Here is a 17,386-nt window from a genome sequence, read left to right as displayed (position 1 = left end):
AGGACGATCTTGAAGATCCGTTGAACGTTGGGTCCAGGAGTCTAGACGGCCGTGATCCTGAGCGCCATGAGACACGTTGCCTGGCCGTCCAGAGTGTCCAGTTTCAGCCGCAGCAGATTCGCCAACAACCGCAGCCGGTTGCCCAGCGTGTTGCGATGGATGTAGAGCGCTCGGGAGGTGGGGGAGGACTGCCCGTTGCACTTTAGGTAGGTTTGGAGCGTCTTGAGCAGCTCGCTGCCATGATTCTGGTCGTAGCTGATCACGGGTGCCAGCAGTTTCCGGGCCGCGGCCCGGGCGCCTCCGCCGGCCGCCGCGGCGATGAGGGCTTGTATCTCCAAAGGGGCAGCGATGACCGGTTCTGAAACGTGACGCACGCCGTGGAGCGCGCCGGCGAGGCCCAGCCGCAACTCGTCCACGCTGTCCGCCGCGTCTTTGATGACGATGGGAAGATTCCCCGCCACCAGACGGCATGACGCCAGAACCTGTCGGGTGACCTCAGCCGCGGATGACGTTGTTGATTGTGGTGATTGGGCGAATACGTAAAGACTGTACTGAGCCGTCAGAAGTTGACTGTTCCTGAAGATCTCCTGAATTGCCAGCCGAATCTTCCACGCGGGGGACAAATCGGCAGGATCCAGCCGGGCGACAACGAGAAACGTGGCCTCAAGCGGATTAAATCCGCTGGCGCTGAAAGTCCGTGTGAGCTCTTCCAGCGCAATGCCCTGCCAGTCCCCAAATTGTGCCAATAGGGTTTCCAACTTTCCCTGTCTCGACCCGGCGACCCTGAGCGCGTTGGTGAGTTGGATGGCGAGGATGGATGAGACGGGTCCCAGTAACGTCGCCAGCGGTTCTCGGGACAGCCGGCCGCGGGCCACCAGATGATACGTATCCGTCCCGCCCATGGGGAGTTCAAAGGAAACGGCCTCATCCCCGGTCCGTCCTGGACTGAGATCTTCCGGACCCCAATGTGATCCTTGCGGCCAATAGGCGACCACGGACCCCGTGGCATCGAGGATTGCCAGCTGACTTTGGGCGGCCTCAGAAACCTCGGCCAGCAAACGGTTCATTGTGCCGCCCCCGCCGACAATTTTTGCGCAACGGTCGGCTAACGCCCACGATTGTTTGGTCAAGGCGAAGCGTTCCGCTTCAAGTATGCCCGTCACGAGACGGTGAACTTGAAGCGCCGGGACAACGCGGGGAACCTCGAGGAGCGGAACATCATGGTTCGAGGCCGCCCTGACCAAGCCGGACGGAATCAGCCGGTGGGCTGTCCCCGTGACGAACGCAATTGCGGCCACAGGTACCCCGGCCAACCTCTCCACGTAGGCGTCCCAAGTGCGGTCGTCAGAAATATTGAATCCGATGCCATTCGTGATGAGAAGGCAGTTCGGGCTCAGAAAGGGTGTGGGGTCCAGGAACTCGGCCGGGGCACAAAAGCTGATGGAGCGGGCCAGCCGTGCCGCCGTCGAGGCTGTGTGCAGACGCAATTGGAGCGCGTCCTCCGCCAGCAGGTCCGAAACTTTCATAAGTCTCCTTGAACGACCACAGATGGGGCACCTGTGCGACGTGTTTAGTTCTACACGACTTTACTGTGCAACTGCCCACTAGGTTGCGCTCGCTGTCTTCCGTATGGTTTTTCCCATGCGAGAAGAGAACGCGAAAAGGGTCACAGCTGCCATTGAAGTCAATTCGGACTTGGGCGAGGCACTGGGCCTACATTCATTTGGGAACGACCTCGAACTGATGGAAAGCATCGACGTCGCAAACGTCGCGTGTGGTTTCCACTCCGGCGATCCTGACACCATGGAAGCCACCGTTATGGCAGCCAAGAAGCACGGGGTGACGATTGGCGCGCATCCGGGCTTGCCGGACATCGTCGGCTTTGGCCGCCGGGAAATGAAGCTGACTCCTGGCGAAGTTGAGTCGCTGATTTTGTATCAGGTAGGCGCGCTTTGCGGATTCCTCAAAAAAGCCGGTGTAGAACTGCACCACATCAAACCCCACGGCTCGCTCTACGGAATGCTTGCCCGGGATGAAGACCTGATGAGAGGCGCCGCAGCCGTAGCCAAGCTGTACGACGTCCCCATTTATGGGCTGGCCGGCACCGTGCACCAAAGGGTCTGCGATGAATTGGGTGTTCCGTTCGTTGGCGAACTCTACGTCGACTTGAATTACGGTTCCGCGGGGGAGCTGCTCATCCAGCGTCGCCCCGAACCAACTGACCCGGCCGCGGCTGCCGGACGGGTGCGTAGAGTGCTGCGCGATGACGTTGTCGAAGCGTCGGACGGGTCACTCATCACCATTGATTTCAGCAGCATCTGCGTTCACTCCGACGCACAGAATTCCCCAGCCGTCGCCAAAGCCGTAAAGCAGGCGCTCGCTACCGCATGACCCATGGCGGCCAATCCTCCCGTTATCACCCGAAAGGTTCCTCATGTCCCATGCCATCGTGTCCCCCCTCCCCGGGCTGTTTTACCGGAAGCCCGGCCCAGGAAAAGACGCCTATGCCTCCGAAGGTGACCGCATTGAAATTGGTCAAACAATTGGCGTCATCGAAATCATGAAACAGTTCAGTGAAATCCGCTCCGACGTCCAAGGCGTGCTGACGAGCTTCGAGGTCGAGGACAATGGTGCCGTCAATCCCGGTGACGTGATCGCTGTGGTAGAGGTGGCACCGTGAAAAAACTCCTGATCGCTAATCGGGGCGAAATTGCAGTCCGCATTATCCGATCCGCACGGGAGCTCGGCATTGCAACGGTTGTCGTGGCCAGCGAACCTGATGCTCAATCCTTTGCGGCTCAGTTGGCCGACGAGTGTGCCGTCATTGGGCCGGCCCCGGCCAGCCGCAGTTACCTCGATCAGGAGGCCGTCCTGAAAGCCGCAATGGACTTTGATTGCGATGCCGTCCATCCCGGCTATGGTTTCCTGTCCGAGAACGCGAGGTTCGCCAAGGCTGTCATTGCCGCTGGACTGACTTGGGTGGGTCCTGCGCCTGAGTCAATCGAGATGATGGGTGATAAAGCCCAGGCCAGGCAGGCGGCGAAGGATGCCGGCGTGCCAACCCTTCGCGGGACCGACGGCGCGGCGCCTGCCAACGCGGACCTCGTTAGTATTGCCCGCGACATAGGCTATCCACTGGTGGTCAAAGCAGCCGCCGGGGGCGGTGGACGAGGCATTCGCCTCGTTGTTGCCGGGGGGGACCTGTTGTCCACAGTGGAAGTCGCCCAGGCAGAAGCCGCTGCGGCCTTCGGCAGCTCCTCCGTCTACCTGGAACGATTTGTCGAGCGTGCCCGGCATGTGGAGGTTCAGATCCTCGGTGACGGCAAAAATGTCATCCACCTGGGGGACCGCGACTGTTCCATGCAGCGGCGGCAGCAGAAGGTCATGGAGGAAGCTCCGGCGCCGAATCTGCCTGAGCAGGTTCGCGCGCGGATGCTCGAGTCCTCCGTCCATCTGGGCCAGAAATGCGGCTACTCAGGGTTGGGTACTGTCGAGTTTCTCTACGACCCTATTAACCACGAGGTCGCGTTCATTGAAATGAACACCCGTTTGCAGGTGGAACATCCGGTTACCGAAATGATCACGGGACTGGACTTGGTCAGGGAACAACTCTTGGTGGCATCCGGTGGTTCGTTGCAGCTCCGTCAGGAAGACGTTGTCTTTCGGGGACACGCCTTCGAATTCCGCATCAATGCCGAGGACCCGAAGAATGGCTTCATGCCCAGCCCCGGCCTGCTGACCCGGCTCGATTGGCCCGGCGGACCGGGTATTCGAGTGGATTCCGGCTTCGTGGCGGGTTCCACGGTGGCTCCTTTCTACGACTCGCTCCTTGCGAAGCTGGTGGTCTGGAATGAGGACAGGCATCGGGCGATCGTCCGATCCGGCCATGCGCTGGGGGAAGTAAACATCGAGGGCGTCACCACCACGGTCCCCATGCTCAAGGCCTTGATCCTCCTTCCCGAACTGCGCGAGGTGGAACACCACTCCAGGTTCATCGAGACGGCCACTGACCTGCTGGAGTCCCTGGCATGAGCAACAACGACGGTGACACCAAAGATTTGCAGGGAACGGCCCGGTACACCTGGGGAGGCGACGAGTTCTTGTTCGTCGAAATCGACGAATCGATGAGCCTCGCGGCAAATTTCAAGGCCAATTCGATGGCGTCCGTGCTCGCCGCCAGGGCGCTGCCTGGAATCTCAGACGTCTGTCCCGCCAACGCTTCCCTGTTGATTCGCTTTGATCCGGATAAGTTGGCGCCGGCTGGGCTCGAAGCCGAGGTCAGGGCCATCGAGCTGGAAGTTGACGGTTCTACGAACCGTACCTTGGAAACCCGGATCATTGAGATTCCTGTCTGGTATGACGACCCGTTCACCCGCGAGACAGGTGCACGATTCAGAGCCGGCCACCAACGCCCGAACGGCACGGACCTGGACTTCGCCGCAGAAGCGAACCACCTGACCTCCGCCGCTGAGTTCATTCGCAGGCACCACAGCAATCCCTGGCTGGTTTCCATGGTCGGATTCGTTGCCGGTTTGCCGTTTATGTTCCAGATGGTTCCCCGGGATCAGCAGCTTGAGGTGCCCAAATACCTAAGTCCCCGCACGGATACTCCTGCGCTGACGGTCGGCCATGGAGGCTGTTTCGCCTGTATCTATTCGGTGCGGGGAGCGGGCGGCTACCAGATGTTCGGTGTCGCGGCGGCCCCGATCTTTGATCCGGCGCAAAAGTTGCCGGACTTCAAAAGCTTCATGATCTTTTTCAAGCCCGGTGACATCGTCAAGTTCCGCCCTGTGGACAAAACCGAATACGAGCGGATTCAAGAGCAGGTCGAGGACGGAACCTTCGTGTATCGGCAGGCTTCTGTGACGTTCAACCTGGCGGAAGCGTTGGAGAATCCGGTGCGCTACAACAATGAGATTCTGGAGCGGCTCAATGGCATTTGAAATAGACGAACCCGGACTATCCACCACGGTTCAGGACCGCGGCCGGCTCGGCTACTACAACGTTGGCATTCCACAGGGTGGATCCATGGACCAGCTGTCAGCCGAGATGGCCAACGCGGTGGTCGGCAACACCGCCGAGGAGGCGGTTCTGGAATGTACGTACCTGGGGCCGCGGTTTCGGACAACAGATTCCGCCGTAGTCGCCATCACCGGCGCGCCCGTGGACGTGAAAGTCAACGGCGAAAGCCGTGAGCAATGGACCCGATTGGAGCTGTCAGCCGGGGATGAACTGTCATTCGGCTTTCTAATGGCCGGTACACGGTTCTACATCGCCGTCCGTGGCGGCATCGATGTCCCCGTCGTTCTGGGCAGCCGGTCAACCTACACCCTCGGGTCGCTCGGCGGTTTCAAAGGCCGCAAGCTCCAGGCCGGGGATGTCCTTCATGTTGGTCCCGGGACAGCCGCAGGAAACCAAGGGCTCGACGGGATCGGCGCCGAACAGCGGCCGACATTTGCCCTGGAACAAAGCATCCGTGTGGTGCGCGGACTCTACGACCACCGGCTGACCGAAGCCGGCATGGAAACGCTGCTCTCCGCCACTTGGACCCTCACTCCGGTCGCGGACAGGACGGGTTTGCGGTACTCAGGACCCGTCATTGAATGGAAGCCGCGTGAACAGCCTTTCGGTGCGGGTTCAGACCCGTCAAACATCGTCGACGCCGGTTATGCGGTGGGATCCATCCAGATACCGGGCGGCCAAGAACCCATCGCACTGCACCGGGACGCGGTGTCCGGCGGCGGCTACGCCATGGTCGCAACAGTCATTAGCGCCGACATGGATTTGCTGGCACGCAGCGCCCCGGGAACAAAAACCCGGTTCCGGGCCGTCACTATGGAGGATGCACTCGCCGCCCGCGCCGACTACAGGGCGGCGCGCAGCAAACTCTGGGGGAATATCCTCTAGCGAGCCGGATCTCGTCGTCGTGTGCTGTGTGCGGCGCTGCTTTCCCGGACGAACAGTGACGGCGCCAGCCGGGTGGATGTGACGGACTCACCCTTGAGGATGCGTTGCAGCATGTTGACGGCGGTTTTCCCTATGTCAAGCATCGGGGAGTGGACCGACGACAGCGGAACCGGCAGTTCGGCCGCGAGCGAAGTGTCATTGAATCCGACGACGGCCACGTCCCGACCCACCTGCAGGCCGTGGGATCGCAGGGCGCCCATGGCGCCGATGGCCGCGAAATCGTTGACGGCAAAAACCGCAGTGGGGAGGAGGCCGCGGTTTTGCAGGATGGCTTCTGCCGCTTCGCGTCCTCCGGCCGTGTCGAATCGGGACCAGACAACTGCACTGTCGGGAATGGTGCCGCCCAGTTCCTTCCAACGGGTGACGAAACCGCTTGTCCTGTCGACGGCAGTGCTCGCATAAGATTCGCCGGCAATGATGGCCACGTCTCGGTGCCCCTTGGCCCACAGGTGCTCCGCGACGAGTTGACCGCCGACGATATCGTCACAGGTTGCCGACGGGTAACCCGGTACTCGGCGGCTCACCAGTACAAATGGGACTCCTCGAGTAGTGAGCTCCGCGAGCAGATTGTCATCGAGGTGCGCATCGCCAATGATGAGACCGTCCACCCGCCGGGCCAGCATTGTTTCGATTTTTTGGCGTTGCCGTTCCGGATCGTCACGGGAGTTCATGACAAAGGTGGAATAGCTGATGCCGGCTGCCGCTTCGTCAATGCCCTCGTACATGACGGCCAGGACAAGGTCCGAGAGCCGGGGAACAATGACGCCCACCATCCGAGTCCGCCTGGTGCGCAGGCTGGTGGCCTGCGGGTCGGGGGAGTAGCCAAGCTTTTCAGCCAGGTCACGAACGCGTTGGGCCGTGGCGGCCGATGCGGCGCCCTTCGCCACGTCGCTGTCCGAGTGCAGAATTCGAGACACCGTGGACGGGTGAACGCCCAAGCTGGCGGCCAGGTCTTTCAAGGTCACCGCCCTGGCGCCCATGCTTGCGTCACTCATTCGAGCCCCGCTTCGGGTAATTCGTCGAGTGGCACGAAACCCTCGACAAGTTGGACGAAGAAAATCCTTGACGTGCCATGAAACCCATTCTAGAGTTGCTTACGCCACAACCCAAACGATTGGGTATGGGGCCTATGCCGCGACAACCTCCACATGAAGCGCCGGGTCTTCACAGATACCTGGAACCCAAGTTTCGCGACGTCCGAAACCCAATCGATTGGGTACAGTGCATAATGGAGCTCAGATGACACCGATCGACCCCGCCAGCCCGCATGTGGTGCTGCTGGCGACAGGGGGCACCATATCCTCCCGTGCATCGAACGGCGGCGGGGGTGCCACAGTCGCCTCCGACACCGGCGAGCAGGTTTTAGCAGGCTTGGCAGGCTCGCTGATGTACCCGGTCCGGGTAATTGACGTCTTCCGTAAGGGATCGTACTTACTGACATTTGAGGACATGTACGGCATCTGTGTAAAAATCCGGGAGGTCCTCAACGATCCCCTGGTGGTTGGCGTCGTCGTCACGCACGGTACCGACACCATGGAAGAGACGGCATTTCTCGCCGACCTCACCCACAACGACTCCCGCCCGGTTGTCTTCACCGGAGCCCAAAGATCAGCAGACGCGGACGATCCGGATGGTCCGGACAACCTGGCCGGGGCCATCGCCGTAGCCTCAGCGCCGTCCGCGGCCGGGCATGGAGTCCTCGTGTGCTTTGCCGGGGAGATCTACAACGCCTGCGGACTTCGCAAGATCCACACCTCCGACCTCAGAGCCTTCGGGGACCCGGATCTTGGCCCGATCGGCACTTTCTCCCAGGCCGAGGGCGTCCTGCTGCGCGAGGCACGTCCTCGGATGGCCCCGCTGCCGCTGCCGGACGAGCGCGGACAGGTGCGCGTTGACCTGGTTGCCGCCTATCCCGGCGCCGATGAAACCCACCTTCGCGCGTCCCTCACGGCCGGGGCGAAGGGCGTCGTGCTGCAGGCCACGGGAATCGGCAATGTCAACGTTCCCTTGGTCGAAGTCGTCGCCGAGGCCACCGCGGCCGGCGTCGTGGTCGTGACCAGCACCCGAGTGCAGGCCGGTCCCGTCAAGGCGGTGTACGGCGCCGGTGGAGGCGGACGTGACCTTCTGGCCGCGGGCGCCATACCGTCGGGACTGCTCCGTCCCTCACAGTCGCTGATTCTGCTGGCCCTGCTGCTGCGGCTGGGGTGGACGCGGCAGGACATCGCCGGGCAGTTCGCCAGCCGCGGCTCGGCCCCTCAAGACGTTCCCGTCGCATCTATCAACCATCTGAAAGGCACATCATGACGAAGGATATTCAGGTCGCATTCGGCGTTGACGTCGACGCCGTCGCCGGCATGCTCGGCTCCTACGGGGGCGAAGACTCTCCGTGCGACATTTCGCGGGGCCTCTTCAGCGGCGAAGTCGGCGGTCCGCGTCTCCTTCGCCTGTTCGGCAAGTACTCCCTCCCGTCCACCTGGTTCGTGCCCGGTCACTCGATCGAAACCTTCCCGGACCTGACCCGGATGATCGTGGAGGCCGGACATGAGATTGGCGTCCATGGGTACTCCCACGAAAACCCGATTGCCATGACCCGTCAGCAGGAGACGGCCATCCTTGACCGGTCGATCGAGCTGATCGAAAAGGTGTCCGGCCGTCGTCCAACCGGCTACGTGGCGCCTTGGTGGGAATTTTCGCCCGTCACCAACGAAATCCTTCTTGAGCGAGGCATCAAATACGACCACTCCCTCATGCACAGGGACTTTGAACCGTACTACGTCCGGGTTGGGGACACCTGGAAGAAAATCGACTACACCAAACCGGCCAAAACCTGGATGGAACCCTTGGTACGCGGCCGGGAAACCGATTTGGTCGAGATCGCGGCCAACTGGTACCTGGATGATTTGCCGCCCATGATGTTCATCAAGGCGTCGCCGAATTCCCACGGCTTCGTCAACCCCCGCGATATCGAACAGATGTGGCGTGACCAGTTCGACTGGGTTTTCCGGGAGATGGATCAAGCTGTTTTCACTATGACGATTCACCCCGACGTGTCTGGCCGCCCGCAGGTCCTCCTCATGCTTGAGCGGCTGATCGAGTACATCAGCGGCCACGACGGCGTCAGCTGGCACACGTTCGACCAGATCGCCGATTCATTCATCGCCCGCAGCCCCCGAAAGGACAGTAACTCATGAGCACGCCATCCGACACCGTCGATCTGTCGGCACCCTCGGGGAACGAACGGCGCCGATTCCCCGTCTTCTCCAAACGGAACACCAGCATCGCCACGGTCCTTGCCCTGCTCGCCTGGACCGTTGCAGTTTTCGACTACGGGCTCTTTGGCACCCTCCTGCCCGCCATGCAGGAGTCCTTCGGGTGGACCGCGCCGGAGGCGTATGCCATCAACACATGGATCGCCGTCGGCACGGCCGTGGTGTGCTTCGGCATCGGTCCGGTCATTGACCGCCTGGGCCGGCGCAAGGGCATGATGACCACCATCGGTGGGACGGCGATCGTTTCCGGCCTGACGTCCCTGATCCCGGTGGGACTGGGTTTCATCAGCAGCGGTCTGCTTGTCGTTGTGCGCTCCTTTGGCGGACTTGGGTTTTCCGAGCAGGCCGTCAACGCCACTTACATGAACGAGGTTTACCAGGTTACCGAAGACGAGAAGAAGCGCAGGCGGCCCGGATTCCACTACTCCTTTATCCAGGGCGGATGGCCACTGGGATTCCTGCTGGCCAGTGCGCTGAGTTTGGCCTTCCTGCCCTCGCTGGGCTGGCGTGCCCTTTACCTGATGGCCACAGTACCCGCGGCAATTATCGTCTGGGTCATATCACGCAAGCTGAAGGAAACCCCGCAATTCGAGCTGCACCACGAACTGACGCATCTTGAGAAGGCCGGAAAAACCGAAGAGGCGCACGCGCTGGCCCGCTCCTACAGCGTGGAGCACTCCTCCGACGCGCCGCTGAAACGCATCTGGGAGCCACATCTGCGCCGGAACACGATCGTGTTCTCCTTGGCATGGATCATTAACTTCTTCGGCATCACAATCTTCAGCGTCCTGGGAAGCTCGGTGCTGAAAAACGCCAAGGGAATCGAACTTTCGCAAGCGTTCTGGTACCTGATCGTCATCAACCTTCTCGCCTACTTCGGCTATGTCTTCCACGGCTGGCTTGGCGACAAGATTGGCCGGAAATGGACCATCATCGGCGGCTGGATTATCTCCGGAATCTGCTTCATCTTCATGCTGAGCCCTCTGACCACCAGCCCCTTCATGATCATTCTTACCTACGGCGGCGGCCTCTTCTTCCTCGTCGGTCCGTACGCGGCCATACAGTACTTCATGGCCGAGTGCTACCCCGTCAGCTGCCGCGCCACCGGAACGGCGTTCATCGGGGCCATGAGCCAGCCGGGCACGATCATCGGCGGCGCACTATTCACCGCGGTAGCCGCCGGTGCGGGCACCGGTACTGCGGCTGTCTGGATTGGCGCCATGGGAACACTGCTCTCGGGCGTCCTCATGATCGCCGCCAAACCAGTAGCCGAAGCTAAAGCGGAGGACCCCCATGCCTGAACCGCAAGTAGCCATCATCACAGGGGCGGCCAGTGGAATCGGCCGCGCACTCGCGGCCCACTACGCGACGCGCAACGTTCGCTCCGTCATTGGAACATTTCCCGACGATCCGCATGATCCGGAACAAACACTGCGCTTGGTGCAGGACGCCGGCGGCAGTGCTGTCGTCCATGAGGTTGACGTGCGGAGCACCTCGTCGGTCGATGCCTTCGCCCAGCGGGCCGTGGACGAATTCGGGCGGCTTGATATTGCTGTCGCTAACGCCGGCATTCTCCGCAATTCCCGTCTTCAGGACCTCACCGACGAACGCTGGGCCGCAATGCTGGATGTCGACCTGACCGGCGTGCTGCGCACGCTGCGTGCAGGGGCGGCAAGAATGGCCGACGGCGGCGCGATGGTTGCCGTCTCATCAATCGCCGGCGGCGTCTACGGCTGGGAGGGGCACGCCCACTATGCCGCCGCCAAGGCCGGTGTACTGGGTCTGATCCGTAGCGTTGCGGCCGAACTCGGGCCGGTGGGAATCAGGGCCAACGTGGTTATCCCGGGACTCATCGAGACGCCCCAGTCACTTGACTCCGTCAACTCGTTAGGCCCCGAAGGCCTTGAACGGGCGGGACGGGACATTCCGTGGGGTCGGGTGGGCCAGCCCGAGGAAGTGGCCAGCGTCATCGCGTTCCTGACGTCCGACGACGCCCGATACGTGACTGGACAGTCCCTCATCGTTGATGGCGGGCTCACCATCAGGATGAGGGCCTAAACGCCGAAGGAGAACATGAACACACAAGATCATGACAGATTCCCGGACGGGCGCGCCGTCGTCGTCACCGGCGGAGCCAGCGGGATAGGTCAAGCGATTGCGGAAGCTTTTAGAGCCGCCGGCGACCGAGTAGCGGTCCTGGACCGGGCTGGCGGCGACGGCGTCATCGCCGTTGACGTCGCCGACGAGGACAGCGTCAGGAATGGGTTTGCTGCGGCCCGGGCACACTTGGGGCCGATCGATGTACTCGTCAACAGTGCGGGCCTGTTGACGGAGTCGCCGCTTGAACAGATGCCGCTCGCGTTGTGGAACGAAACGATCGCTGTAGATCTGTCAGGCGTGTTCCTGTGCTGCCGCGAAGTCGTGGGCGGGATGCGACGGCAAAAATGGGGGCGAATCATCAACATTGCTTCACAGCTTGCCATCAAGGGGGGCGTCGGTCTGAGCCACTATAGCGCTGCAAAGGCCGGCGTCATCGGCATGACTAAGTCTCTGGCTTTGGAAACGGCGGCGGACAACGTCCTCATCAACTGCATCGCCCCGGGGCCTATCGAAACGCCGCTTGTGGACGGCATTTCCGACACATGGAAGGTTGCCAAACGCGCCGAGCTGCCCCTTGGCCGCTTCGGCACGCCCGCCGAAGTTGCTCCAACAGCGCTGCTGCTGGCCAACGACCCCGGGGGTAACCTCTTTGTCGGCCAAACGCTCGGCCCCAATTCCGGCGACGTCATGCCCTAAGAGGCGACGTCATGCCCTAAGAAAGGAGCTTGACATGTGCGGAGCCTGTGGGAGGATCATCGCGGCCGACCCAGTCCTGGGCCGGGTACGCACTGCCAGAGAACAGCTTTTAGTGGCGCAGGCAGTGACAGCTGTCTCGGGTACTTTGCCTGGCGCGCCAAAAGTAACTGCCACCGGGGACTCGTGGCTCGTATCCGGAGCGAAAGGTCGGACTATTATCTGCGGTACCGTGGATGAATTGTGGCGGGGAGTGTTGGCCGCCACCGGCACCAGCCGCGAACGCAGGGACGCCTTTCGCAAATTGATGCTCGACTGCACGTCCACGGCTGAGTCCGGAAGCCTGGTCGCAGAAATGGCTCGCGCGGGGGTTGCGGTGGTCGATGCAGCACCAGGATTGCTCTAGCGTCCATTGACCGGGTCGACTTGGTGCGGGCGACGTCGGGAAGCGGCTGGCACGGCGGCCGCGGGAGTCAGCTGCCGCGGGCCATAGTCTGGGCCGATAGCCCGCATAGCATTTTGGGGGCTTCTACCGAAACCGGTGTTTGCCGAAGCTTGAGGCACTGTAAACACCACCTGCGTGGTCACCCGCCCTCCCGGGCGGAAAGCCACGCACGCGGGGAGATGGTTGAGCCGGTCAACAAGAGTATCTGCTTCTCCGCCGAAAAGGCTGACACGGCAACGATTAAAACCAACGGCATCGACAATGTGCTGGAGATGATGGGTCTGGACCTGCCCAGCGTCTACTCGTCGGAACTGAGCGAGTTCGTTTCGACCGCCGTCGTAGGCGTGTCGTGGAGACACGCCTAGAAACGCGACGCAACTTCACCAAAGGTGGTCCATCTTCAACGCTGGAGATCGCTTGAGCCCGGCGGACAGTTCGGCCAGCGGCGCCGCGCTGGCAAGCAGGGCATCCGCGCACACGGTGGCCCTACGCTGGGCCTGCGCTAGGAACGGCCCGCACGATGGTGCGTCGCGGAAATACCCGGCCCCCCGTTACCTTTTTGGCGGCCCGACTCCTACTCGAACCGGGAAGGATCGCCCATTCCGCGCCGCAGGATTTCCGCCGTGCCGCTGGAGAAGTCAACGACGGTCGTTGGCTGGGCGCCGCAGTCGCCGGAATCAAGCACGGCGTCCACCTCGTGGTCGAGCCGCTCCTTGATTTCCCAGCCCTGGGTCAGCGGGTCCTCCTGGTCGGGCAGCAGGAGCGTGCTGGAAAGGAGCGGTTCACCGAGCTCGGCCAGCAGCGCCTGGACAACGTTATTGTCGGGGATGCGCACCCCAACCGTCTTTTTCTTGGGGTGCAGCAGCCGGCGCGGAACCTCCTTCGTGGCAGGCAGGATGAATGTATAGCTGCCCGGCGTGACGGATTTGATGCTGCGGAAGACATCATTGCCGATGTTCACGAACTGCCCCAGCTGGGCGAAGTCCCGGCAGACCAGCGTGAAGTGGTGCTTGTTGTCGAGCCGGCGGATCGCGCGGATCCGATCCAGCGCGTCCTTGTTGCCCAACTGTGCCCCGAGCGCGTAACACGAGTCTGTCGGATAGGCGATTAGTCCGCCCGCCCGCACGAGCTCGACAATCTGAGCGATCGCCCGTGGTTGGGGATCTTCGGGGTGAACGTCGTAGTATCTCGCCATGCCAAGAGCTTACGGCCCGGCGGCTGATCGTGCACGGAGGCCAGGTCCAATGGTGCGTGACGGAGGGGGTTCCGACGCGGTTTCCGGCGCGGTTGGTCCAGGGGTTTGCATCATGACCGAGGTGGCGCCGGAGGGCTGCGTAGACAGGATCTCGATCGAGTAGGACACTCAAGTGGACCGGCGACGGCATCCGACGGCGTCGCCACCCGCCGCCGTCGGCCTCAAGCAAGGCGCGCGCAATAGCTGCACGACGGGAAGATGGACAGATGGATGCTGTAGACGCACTCAATGAAATCGCGTTCTGGCTCGAGCGGGAACTCGCTCCCACGTTCAAGGTGCAGGCGTTTCGGAACGCGGCCGAAGCCGTGAGCGGTTTGGCTCCTGAGGAGCTGGTGGAGCGCGCGCGCGACGGGCGGCTCAAGCGGATGAAGGGCATTGGGGCCAGGACGTTTGAGGTGATCAGTGAGGCTGTCGACGGCGGCGTGCCTGACTATCTCGACGGGTTGCGGCAACGCGGAAGCCATCCGCTCGCGGAAGGCGGCGCTGCCCTGCATGCGGAGCTTCGCGGTGACCTGCACAGCCACAGCAACTGGTCAGACGGCGGGTCGCCCATCGGGCTCATGGTCGAGGCCGCCCGGCTGCTGGGCCGCCAGTACCTTGCCCTGACCGATCACTCACCCAACCTTAAAATCGCCAACGGGCTGAGCGCGGAGCGTCTCGCCCAACAGCTCGACGTCGTGGCGCAGACCAATAGTGATGTAGCGCAGAATGACATAGCGCACGTCGACACAGCCCAGGGCAACAACGGTGACAAGGACTTCCGCCTCCTGGCCGGTATTGAAGTCGACATCCTCGAGAACGGTGACTTGGATCAGACACCGGAAATGCTGGACCGGTTGGACATCGTCGTCGCGAGCGTGCACTCCAAGCTTCGCTCCGACGCGCGGACCATGACCCAAAGAATGCTCAAGGCGGTCAGCGATCCGCATACCAACGTTCTCGGTCACTGCACAGGCCGGCTAGTACAAGGATCGCGGGGGCAACGTCCTCCCTCAGACTTCGATGCCGAGCGTGTGTTCGCAGCGTGTGCGGAGCACGACGTCGCAGTTGAGATCAACTCGAGGCCGGAGCGGCAGGACCCGCCCGACGACCTCATCCAACTGGCCATCGAGGCCGGTTGCCTCTTCAGCATCGACAGCGACGCGCATGCCCCCGGACAGCTCGACTTCCTCCAATACGGTGCCGAGCGGGCGGTGCTGAACGATGTGCCCGCAGGCCGGGTGGTCACGACATGGCCGTTGGAGCGGCTGTTGGAGTGGGCGGGCTCCGGGCGTTGAGGGGATAGCGGCGCGTTGGGTTCAGCGACTCACGCCCCGGGTGCCCTGACTTCGTCGCACTGACCGTGCCGCCGCCTTTCCTCGGTTTGGCGGGCTGCCTCCTCCCGGCACGTATTTATGACCCCCGGGCAGGCGCCCATTCCGCTGCCGAGTATTCCAGCGACGTCAGCCAGGTTGTTATTTCCTCAGCCGAAGCCGTGAGAGCTTTTCGGGTCCAGGGTTGGTTGGTTGGCCCATACATGAGCAATACCAGGTTTCATGGCCAGTAATTACCGTTTTTCAAAAACTCTGATCGGGAGCACGATGGTTGCTGGAAGTGATCCACAGCATAGTTACAGCCGCATGGCTGCAGTAACAGGAGTAGAGCATGAACCGGCAAGCCTTAGATTTCACACCAAGGGTGGTCACCCTCGGCACCGCCGGCGGCCCCCGCTGGTGGACGGGCGAAAACGCCGGCAAGCGCTCGGGCATCGCGACCGCCGTCGTAGTCGGGGACGTTACCTATCTCGTGGACGCCGGGCATGGGGTGGGCCGGCAGATGATGCTGGCCGGGTTGCCCATCAACTCCCTGCGCGGCATCTTCGTCAGCCACCTGCACTCGGACCACACCATCGACCTGGGCTCTTTGGCCATCTTCGGGATGTTCACCTTCGGCCCCGACCAGCACAAGATCCACCTGATCGGCCCCGGCGACCGCGGCGAACTCCCTCCCGTCTCCCCGCGCGCCGCGGTGCCGCCGACCCCCGTTTTCCCGGAGAACCCGACTCCGGGCATCACCGCCATGTTCAGCCACCTGATGGCGGCCTACGCCACCGACCTCAACGACAGGATCCTGGACAGTCTGCGCCCGTCCCCTTATGACTACTTTGTCCCGCAGGACATCACCATCCCGGCGGCCACCGGCTACTCGCCGAACACCAACCCCACTCCGGCGGACATGGAGCCGTTTGAAATCTACTCCGACGAACTTGTCACCGTGACCGCAACCCTCGTCCAGCACCCGCCCATTGCCCCGGCCTTCGCGTTCCGCTTTGACAGCGCCGACGGTTCGGTCACGATCTCCGGCGACACCGCCCCGTGCGAGAACCTGGTCCGGCTGGCCGGGGGCACCGACCTGCTGCTGCACGAGGCCATCGACTTCGACTGGGTCAACCAGACCTATGGAGGATCGGCCGACGGCACGGGCCGCGCCTCGGCGGACCACCACCGCAAATCCCACACCAGCGCCGCCGAGGCCGTGGAACTGGCCACCCGCGCCGGCGCAAAGGCGCTGGCACTGCACCACCTGGTCCCGGGAACCACGCCGCTGTCAGTCTGGCAGTCGGCCGGCACCGACTTTGCCGGGGACTACTACGTCCCGGACGACCTTGATTCAATTCCCTTTGGCCAAACTACCGCTGCTACGCGCAAGATTGAAGAAATGGTGACTTCGAGATGACTATGACGAGTAAAAGCACCCGCCTCCGTGCGGGACGCCCTGTCAAGGAAGACAGCCTGAACACCACCGCCATGCGGCGGATCCTGGCCTCCAGCTTCGTTGGCAGCGCCATCGAGTTTTACGACTTTGTACTCTACGCGACTGCAGCCAGCCTGGTGTTCAACAAGGTGTTCTTCGCCAACGTCCCGCCGGCCGTGGGCTTGTTCGCTTCCTTCGGCACGCTGGCCGTGGGGTATGCCGCCCGGCCGCTGGGCGGTGCCATCTTCGGGCACTTCGGCGACCGGCTTGGCCGCAAGGGCTGCCTGATTGTCTCCATGGTGATGATGGGCCTGGGCACCACGGCCATCGGGCTGTTGCCCAAGAACCTGATCCTGGGCACGCTCGCCGGCATGAGCTCCTATACCGTGCAGGGCCTGATGACGGTGTGGGCCATCTCCTACGCCGTGGACCACGGCGTCAACCAGACCGGCGTGCTGAACGTCAAGGCCATCGGCGCCACCCTGACAATCGTGGGCATCTGGTTTGCTGCCCGGCTCAGCGACAAGTACGGCCGTCGGCCCGTCATGCTGACCGGCATGATCGCCGGCGCGGTGCTGGCCTACCCGATCCTCTGGCTCCTGCAGACCAACACGCTGCTGGGCTTTGCGATCGGCCTGTTCCTTGCCAACGGCATCATCCAAGGGGTCATTTTTGGCCCGTTCGGCGCCTACGTGGCCGAGCTCTTCCCCACCCGCATCCGCTACTCCGGCGCCTCCATGACCTACAGCCTGGTCCTGCTGGTCGGCGGATCGCTGTGGTTGGTCGGCCTGGCCTGGGCGCTCGCCTTCGTTGTGGCCGCGGTCTGTGTGATGGCCACCAAGGAGGGCCGCGATGCGGACCTTACAGGGGACATGCGCTGACGTTTTCACCAAAGTTCGACGGCGGCCCGCCCCCAATAGCCGG

17 protein-coding genes are annotated in these 17,386 nt (G+C 62.5%); 14 read left to right on the top strand and 3 right to left on the bottom strand.

Annotation, left to right across the window (positions count from 1 at the left end; all coding sequences use genetic code 11):
- Positions 1-41: 41 nt before the first annotated feature.
- Positions 42-1,526, bottom strand: a complete 1,485-nt coding sequence (locus tag QMG52_RS12175) for a PucR family transcriptional regulator ligand-binding domain-containing protein (protein WP_283560670.1) — start codon at positions 1,524-1,526, stop codon at positions 42-44.
- A gap of 115 nt (positions 1,527-1,641) precedes the next feature.
- Here QMG52_RS12175 and pxpA point away from each other — a divergent pair, with 115 nt between their 5' ends.
- Genes pxpA through QMG52_RS12150 form a run of 5 tightly spaced genes read left to right on the top strand, consistent with a single transcriptional unit; the run spans position 1,642 to position 5,907 of the window.
- A complete protein-coding gene (gene pxpA, locus QMG52_RS12170; protein WP_283560669.1) occupies positions 1,642-2,391 on the top strand; it encodes a 5-oxoprolinase subunit PxpA in 750 nt (249 codons plus the stop codon).
- A gap of 43 nt (positions 2,392-2,434) precedes the next feature.
- Positions 2,435-2,680 (top strand): acetyl-CoA carboxylase, encoded by a 246-nt coding sequence (locus tag QMG52_RS12165; RefSeq protein WP_283560668.1) that lies wholly within the window; start codon positions 2,435-2,437, stop codon positions 2,678-2,680.
- On the top strand, positions 2,677-4,032 hold the full coding sequence (locus QMG52_RS12160) for an acetyl-CoA carboxylase biotin carboxylase subunit (RefSeq protein WP_283560667.1): 1,356 nt from the start codon (positions 2,677-2,679) through the stop codon (positions 4,030-4,032). Before QMG52_RS12165 ends, QMG52_RS12160 begins: the two co-directional genes overlap by 4 nt.
- On the top strand, positions 4,029-4,943 hold the full coding sequence (locus tag QMG52_RS12155; protein WP_283560666.1) for a 5-oxoprolinase subunit B family protein: 915 nt from the start codon (positions 4,029-4,031) through the stop codon (positions 4,941-4,943). The genes QMG52_RS12160 and QMG52_RS12155 overlap by 4 nt, the downstream gene beginning before the upstream one ends.
- Positions 4,933-5,907 (top strand): 5-oxoprolinase subunit C family protein, encoded by a 975-nt coding sequence (locus QMG52_RS12150; RefSeq protein ID WP_283560665.1) that lies wholly within the window; start codon positions 4,933-4,935, stop codon positions 5,905-5,907. Before QMG52_RS12155 ends, QMG52_RS12150 begins: the two co-directional genes overlap by 11 nt.
- On the opposite strand, the gene QMG52_RS12145 is transcribed toward QMG52_RS12150, so the two are convergent.
- Positions 5,904-6,962, bottom strand: a complete 1,059-nt coding sequence (locus QMG52_RS12145) for a LacI family DNA-binding transcriptional regulator (RefSeq protein WP_283560664.1) — start codon at positions 6,960-6,962, stop codon at positions 5,904-5,906. The genes QMG52_RS12150 and QMG52_RS12145 overlap by 4 nt on opposite strands.
- A gap of 244 nt (positions 6,963-7,206) precedes the next feature.
- On the opposite strand from QMG52_RS12145, the gene QMG52_RS12140 reads away from it, so the two are divergent.
- The 6 genes from QMG52_RS12140 (at position 7,207) to QMG52_RS12115 (ending at position 12,839) form a co-directional block, all read left to right on the top strand.
- On the top strand, positions 7,207-8,271 hold the full coding sequence (locus QMG52_RS12140; RefSeq protein ID WP_283560663.1) for an asparaginase: 1,065 nt from the start codon (positions 7,207-7,209) through the stop codon (positions 8,269-8,271).
- Positions 8,268-9,158 (top strand): polysaccharide deacetylase family protein, encoded by an 891-nt coding sequence (locus QMG52_RS12135; RefSeq protein ID WP_283560662.1) that lies wholly within the window; start codon positions 8,268-8,270, stop codon positions 9,156-9,158. The genes QMG52_RS12140 and QMG52_RS12135 overlap by 4 nt, the downstream gene beginning before the upstream one ends.
- Positions 9,155-10,537 (top strand): MFS transporter, encoded by a 1,383-nt coding sequence (locus QMG52_RS12130; protein ID WP_283560661.1) that lies wholly within the window; start codon positions 9,155-9,157, stop codon positions 10,535-10,537. Before QMG52_RS12135 ends, QMG52_RS12130 begins: the two co-directional genes overlap by 4 nt.
- The gene (locus QMG52_RS12125; protein WP_283560660.1) at positions 10,530-11,294 is read left to right on the top strand and encodes an SDR family NAD(P)-dependent oxidoreductase; all 765 of its coding nucleotides are present in this window, start codon (positions 10,530-10,532) and stop codon (positions 11,292-11,294) included. The genes QMG52_RS12130 and QMG52_RS12125 overlap by 8 nt, the downstream gene beginning before the upstream one ends.
- Before the next feature lie 15 nt (positions 11,295-11,309).
- The gene (locus QMG52_RS12120; protein WP_283560659.1) at positions 11,310-12,032 is read left to right on the top strand and encodes an SDR family NAD(P)-dependent oxidoreductase; all 723 of its coding nucleotides are present in this window, start codon (positions 11,310-11,312) and stop codon (positions 12,030-12,032) included.
- 621 nt (positions 12,033-12,653) lie between these two features.
- On the top strand, positions 12,654-12,839 hold the full coding sequence (locus QMG52_RS12115; RefSeq protein WP_283560658.1) for a hypothetical protein: 186 nt from the start codon (positions 12,654-12,656) through the stop codon (positions 12,837-12,839).
- Positions 12,840-13,048: 209 nt separating this feature from the next.
- Here the strand turns inward: QMG52_RS12115 and QMG52_RS12110 are convergent, their stop codons facing one another.
- Positions 13,049-13,669, bottom strand: a complete 621-nt coding sequence (locus QMG52_RS12110; RefSeq protein ID WP_283560657.1) for an L-threonylcarbamoyladenylate synthase — start codon at positions 13,667-13,669, stop codon at positions 13,049-13,051.
- Between the two features lie 266 nt (positions 13,670-13,935).
- Here QMG52_RS12110 and QMG52_RS12105 point away from each other — a divergent pair, with 266 nt between their 5' ends.
- The 3 genes from QMG52_RS12105 (at position 13,936) to QMG52_RS12095 (ending at position 17,343) form a co-directional block, all read left to right on the top strand.
- A complete protein-coding gene (locus tag QMG52_RS12105) occupies positions 13,936-15,006 on the top strand; it encodes a PHP domain-containing protein (RefSeq protein WP_283560656.1) in 1,071 nt (356 codons plus the stop codon).
- A gap of 367 nt (positions 15,007-15,373) precedes the next feature.
- On the top strand, positions 15,374-16,444 hold the full coding sequence (locus QMG52_RS12100; protein ID WP_283560655.1) for an MBL fold metallo-hydrolase: 1,071 nt from the start codon (positions 15,374-15,376) through the stop codon (positions 16,442-16,444).
- Positions 16,445-16,446: 2 nt separating this feature from the next.
- Positions 16,447-17,343: an MFS transporter gene (locus tag QMG52_RS12095; RefSeq protein WP_283560654.1), complete on the top strand. Its 897-nt coding sequence runs from the start codon at positions 16,447-16,449 to the stop codon at positions 17,341-17,343.
- Positions 17,344-17,386 lie beyond the last annotated feature (43 nt).

The sequence above is a fragment of the Paenarthrobacter sp. PH39-S1 genome (assembly GCF_030063245.1).
In the GTDB taxonomy this organism is placed as follows: domain Bacteria; phylum Actinomycetota; class Actinomycetes; order Actinomycetales; family Micrococcaceae; genus Arthrobacter_M.
This window is presented reverse-complemented; position numbering and strand designations above follow the sequence as displayed.

What these genes read in the sequence shown, in the direction of transcription:
- QMG52_RS12175 (WP_283560670.1), bottom strand. Translation starts at nt 1,526, where the DNA reads ATGAAAGTTTCGGACCTGCTGGCGGAGGACGCGCTCCAATTGCGTCTG.
- pxpA (WP_283560669.1), top strand. Translation starts at nt 1,642, where the DNA reads ATGCGAGAAGAGAACGCGAAAAGGGTCACAGCTGCCATTGAAGTCAAT.
- QMG52_RS12165 (WP_283560668.1), top strand. Translation starts at nt 2,435, where the DNA reads ATGTCCCATGCCATCGTGTCCCCCCTCCCCGGGCTGTTTTACCGGAAG.
- QMG52_RS12155 (WP_283560666.1), top strand. Translation starts at nt 4,029, where the DNA reads ATGAGCAACAACGACGGTGACACCAAAGATTTGCAGGGAACGGCCCGG.
- QMG52_RS12150 (WP_283560665.1), top strand. Translation starts at nt 4,933, where the DNA reads ATGGCATTTGAAATAGACGAACCCGGACTATCCACCACGGTTCAGGAC.
- QMG52_RS12145 (WP_283560664.1), bottom strand. Translation starts at nt 6,962, where the DNA reads ATGAGTGACGCAAGCATGGGCGCCAGGGCGGTGACCTTGAAAGACCTG.
- QMG52_RS12140 (WP_283560663.1), top strand. Translation starts at nt 7,207, where the DNA reads ATGACACCGATCGACCCCGCCAGCCCGCATGTGGTGCTGCTGGCGACA.
- QMG52_RS12135 (WP_283560662.1), top strand. Translation starts at nt 8,268, where the DNA reads ATGACGAAGGATATTCAGGTCGCATTCGGCGTTGACGTCGACGCCGTC.
- QMG52_RS12130 (WP_283560661.1), top strand. Translation starts at nt 9,155, where the DNA reads ATGAGCACGCCATCCGACACCGTCGATCTGTCGGCACCCTCGGGGAAC.
- QMG52_RS12125 (WP_283560660.1), top strand. Translation starts at nt 10,530, where the DNA reads ATGCCTGAACCGCAAGTAGCCATCATCACAGGGGCGGCCAGTGGAATC.
- QMG52_RS12120 (WP_283560659.1), top strand. Translation starts at nt 11,310, where the DNA reads ATGAACACACAAGATCATGACAGATTCCCGGACGGGCGCGCCGTCGTC.
- QMG52_RS12115 (WP_283560658.1), top strand. Translation starts at nt 12,654, where the DNA reads ATGGTTGAGCCGGTCAACAAGAGTATCTGCTTCTCCGCCGAAAAGGCT.
- QMG52_RS12110 (WP_283560657.1), bottom strand. Translation starts at nt 13,669, where the DNA reads ATGGCGAGATACTACGACGTTCACCCCGAAGATCCCCAACCACGGGCG.
- QMG52_RS12105 (WP_283560656.1), top strand. Translation starts at nt 13,936, where the DNA reads ATGGATGCTGTAGACGCACTCAATGAAATCGCGTTCTGGCTCGAGCGG.
- QMG52_RS12100 (WP_283560655.1), top strand. Translation starts at nt 15,374, where the DNA reads ATGAACCGGCAAGCCTTAGATTTCACACCAAGGGTGGTCACCCTCGGC.
- QMG52_RS12095 (WP_283560654.1), top strand. Translation starts at nt 16,447, where the DNA reads ATGACGAGTAAAAGCACCCGCCTCCGTGCGGGACGCCCTGTCAAGGAA.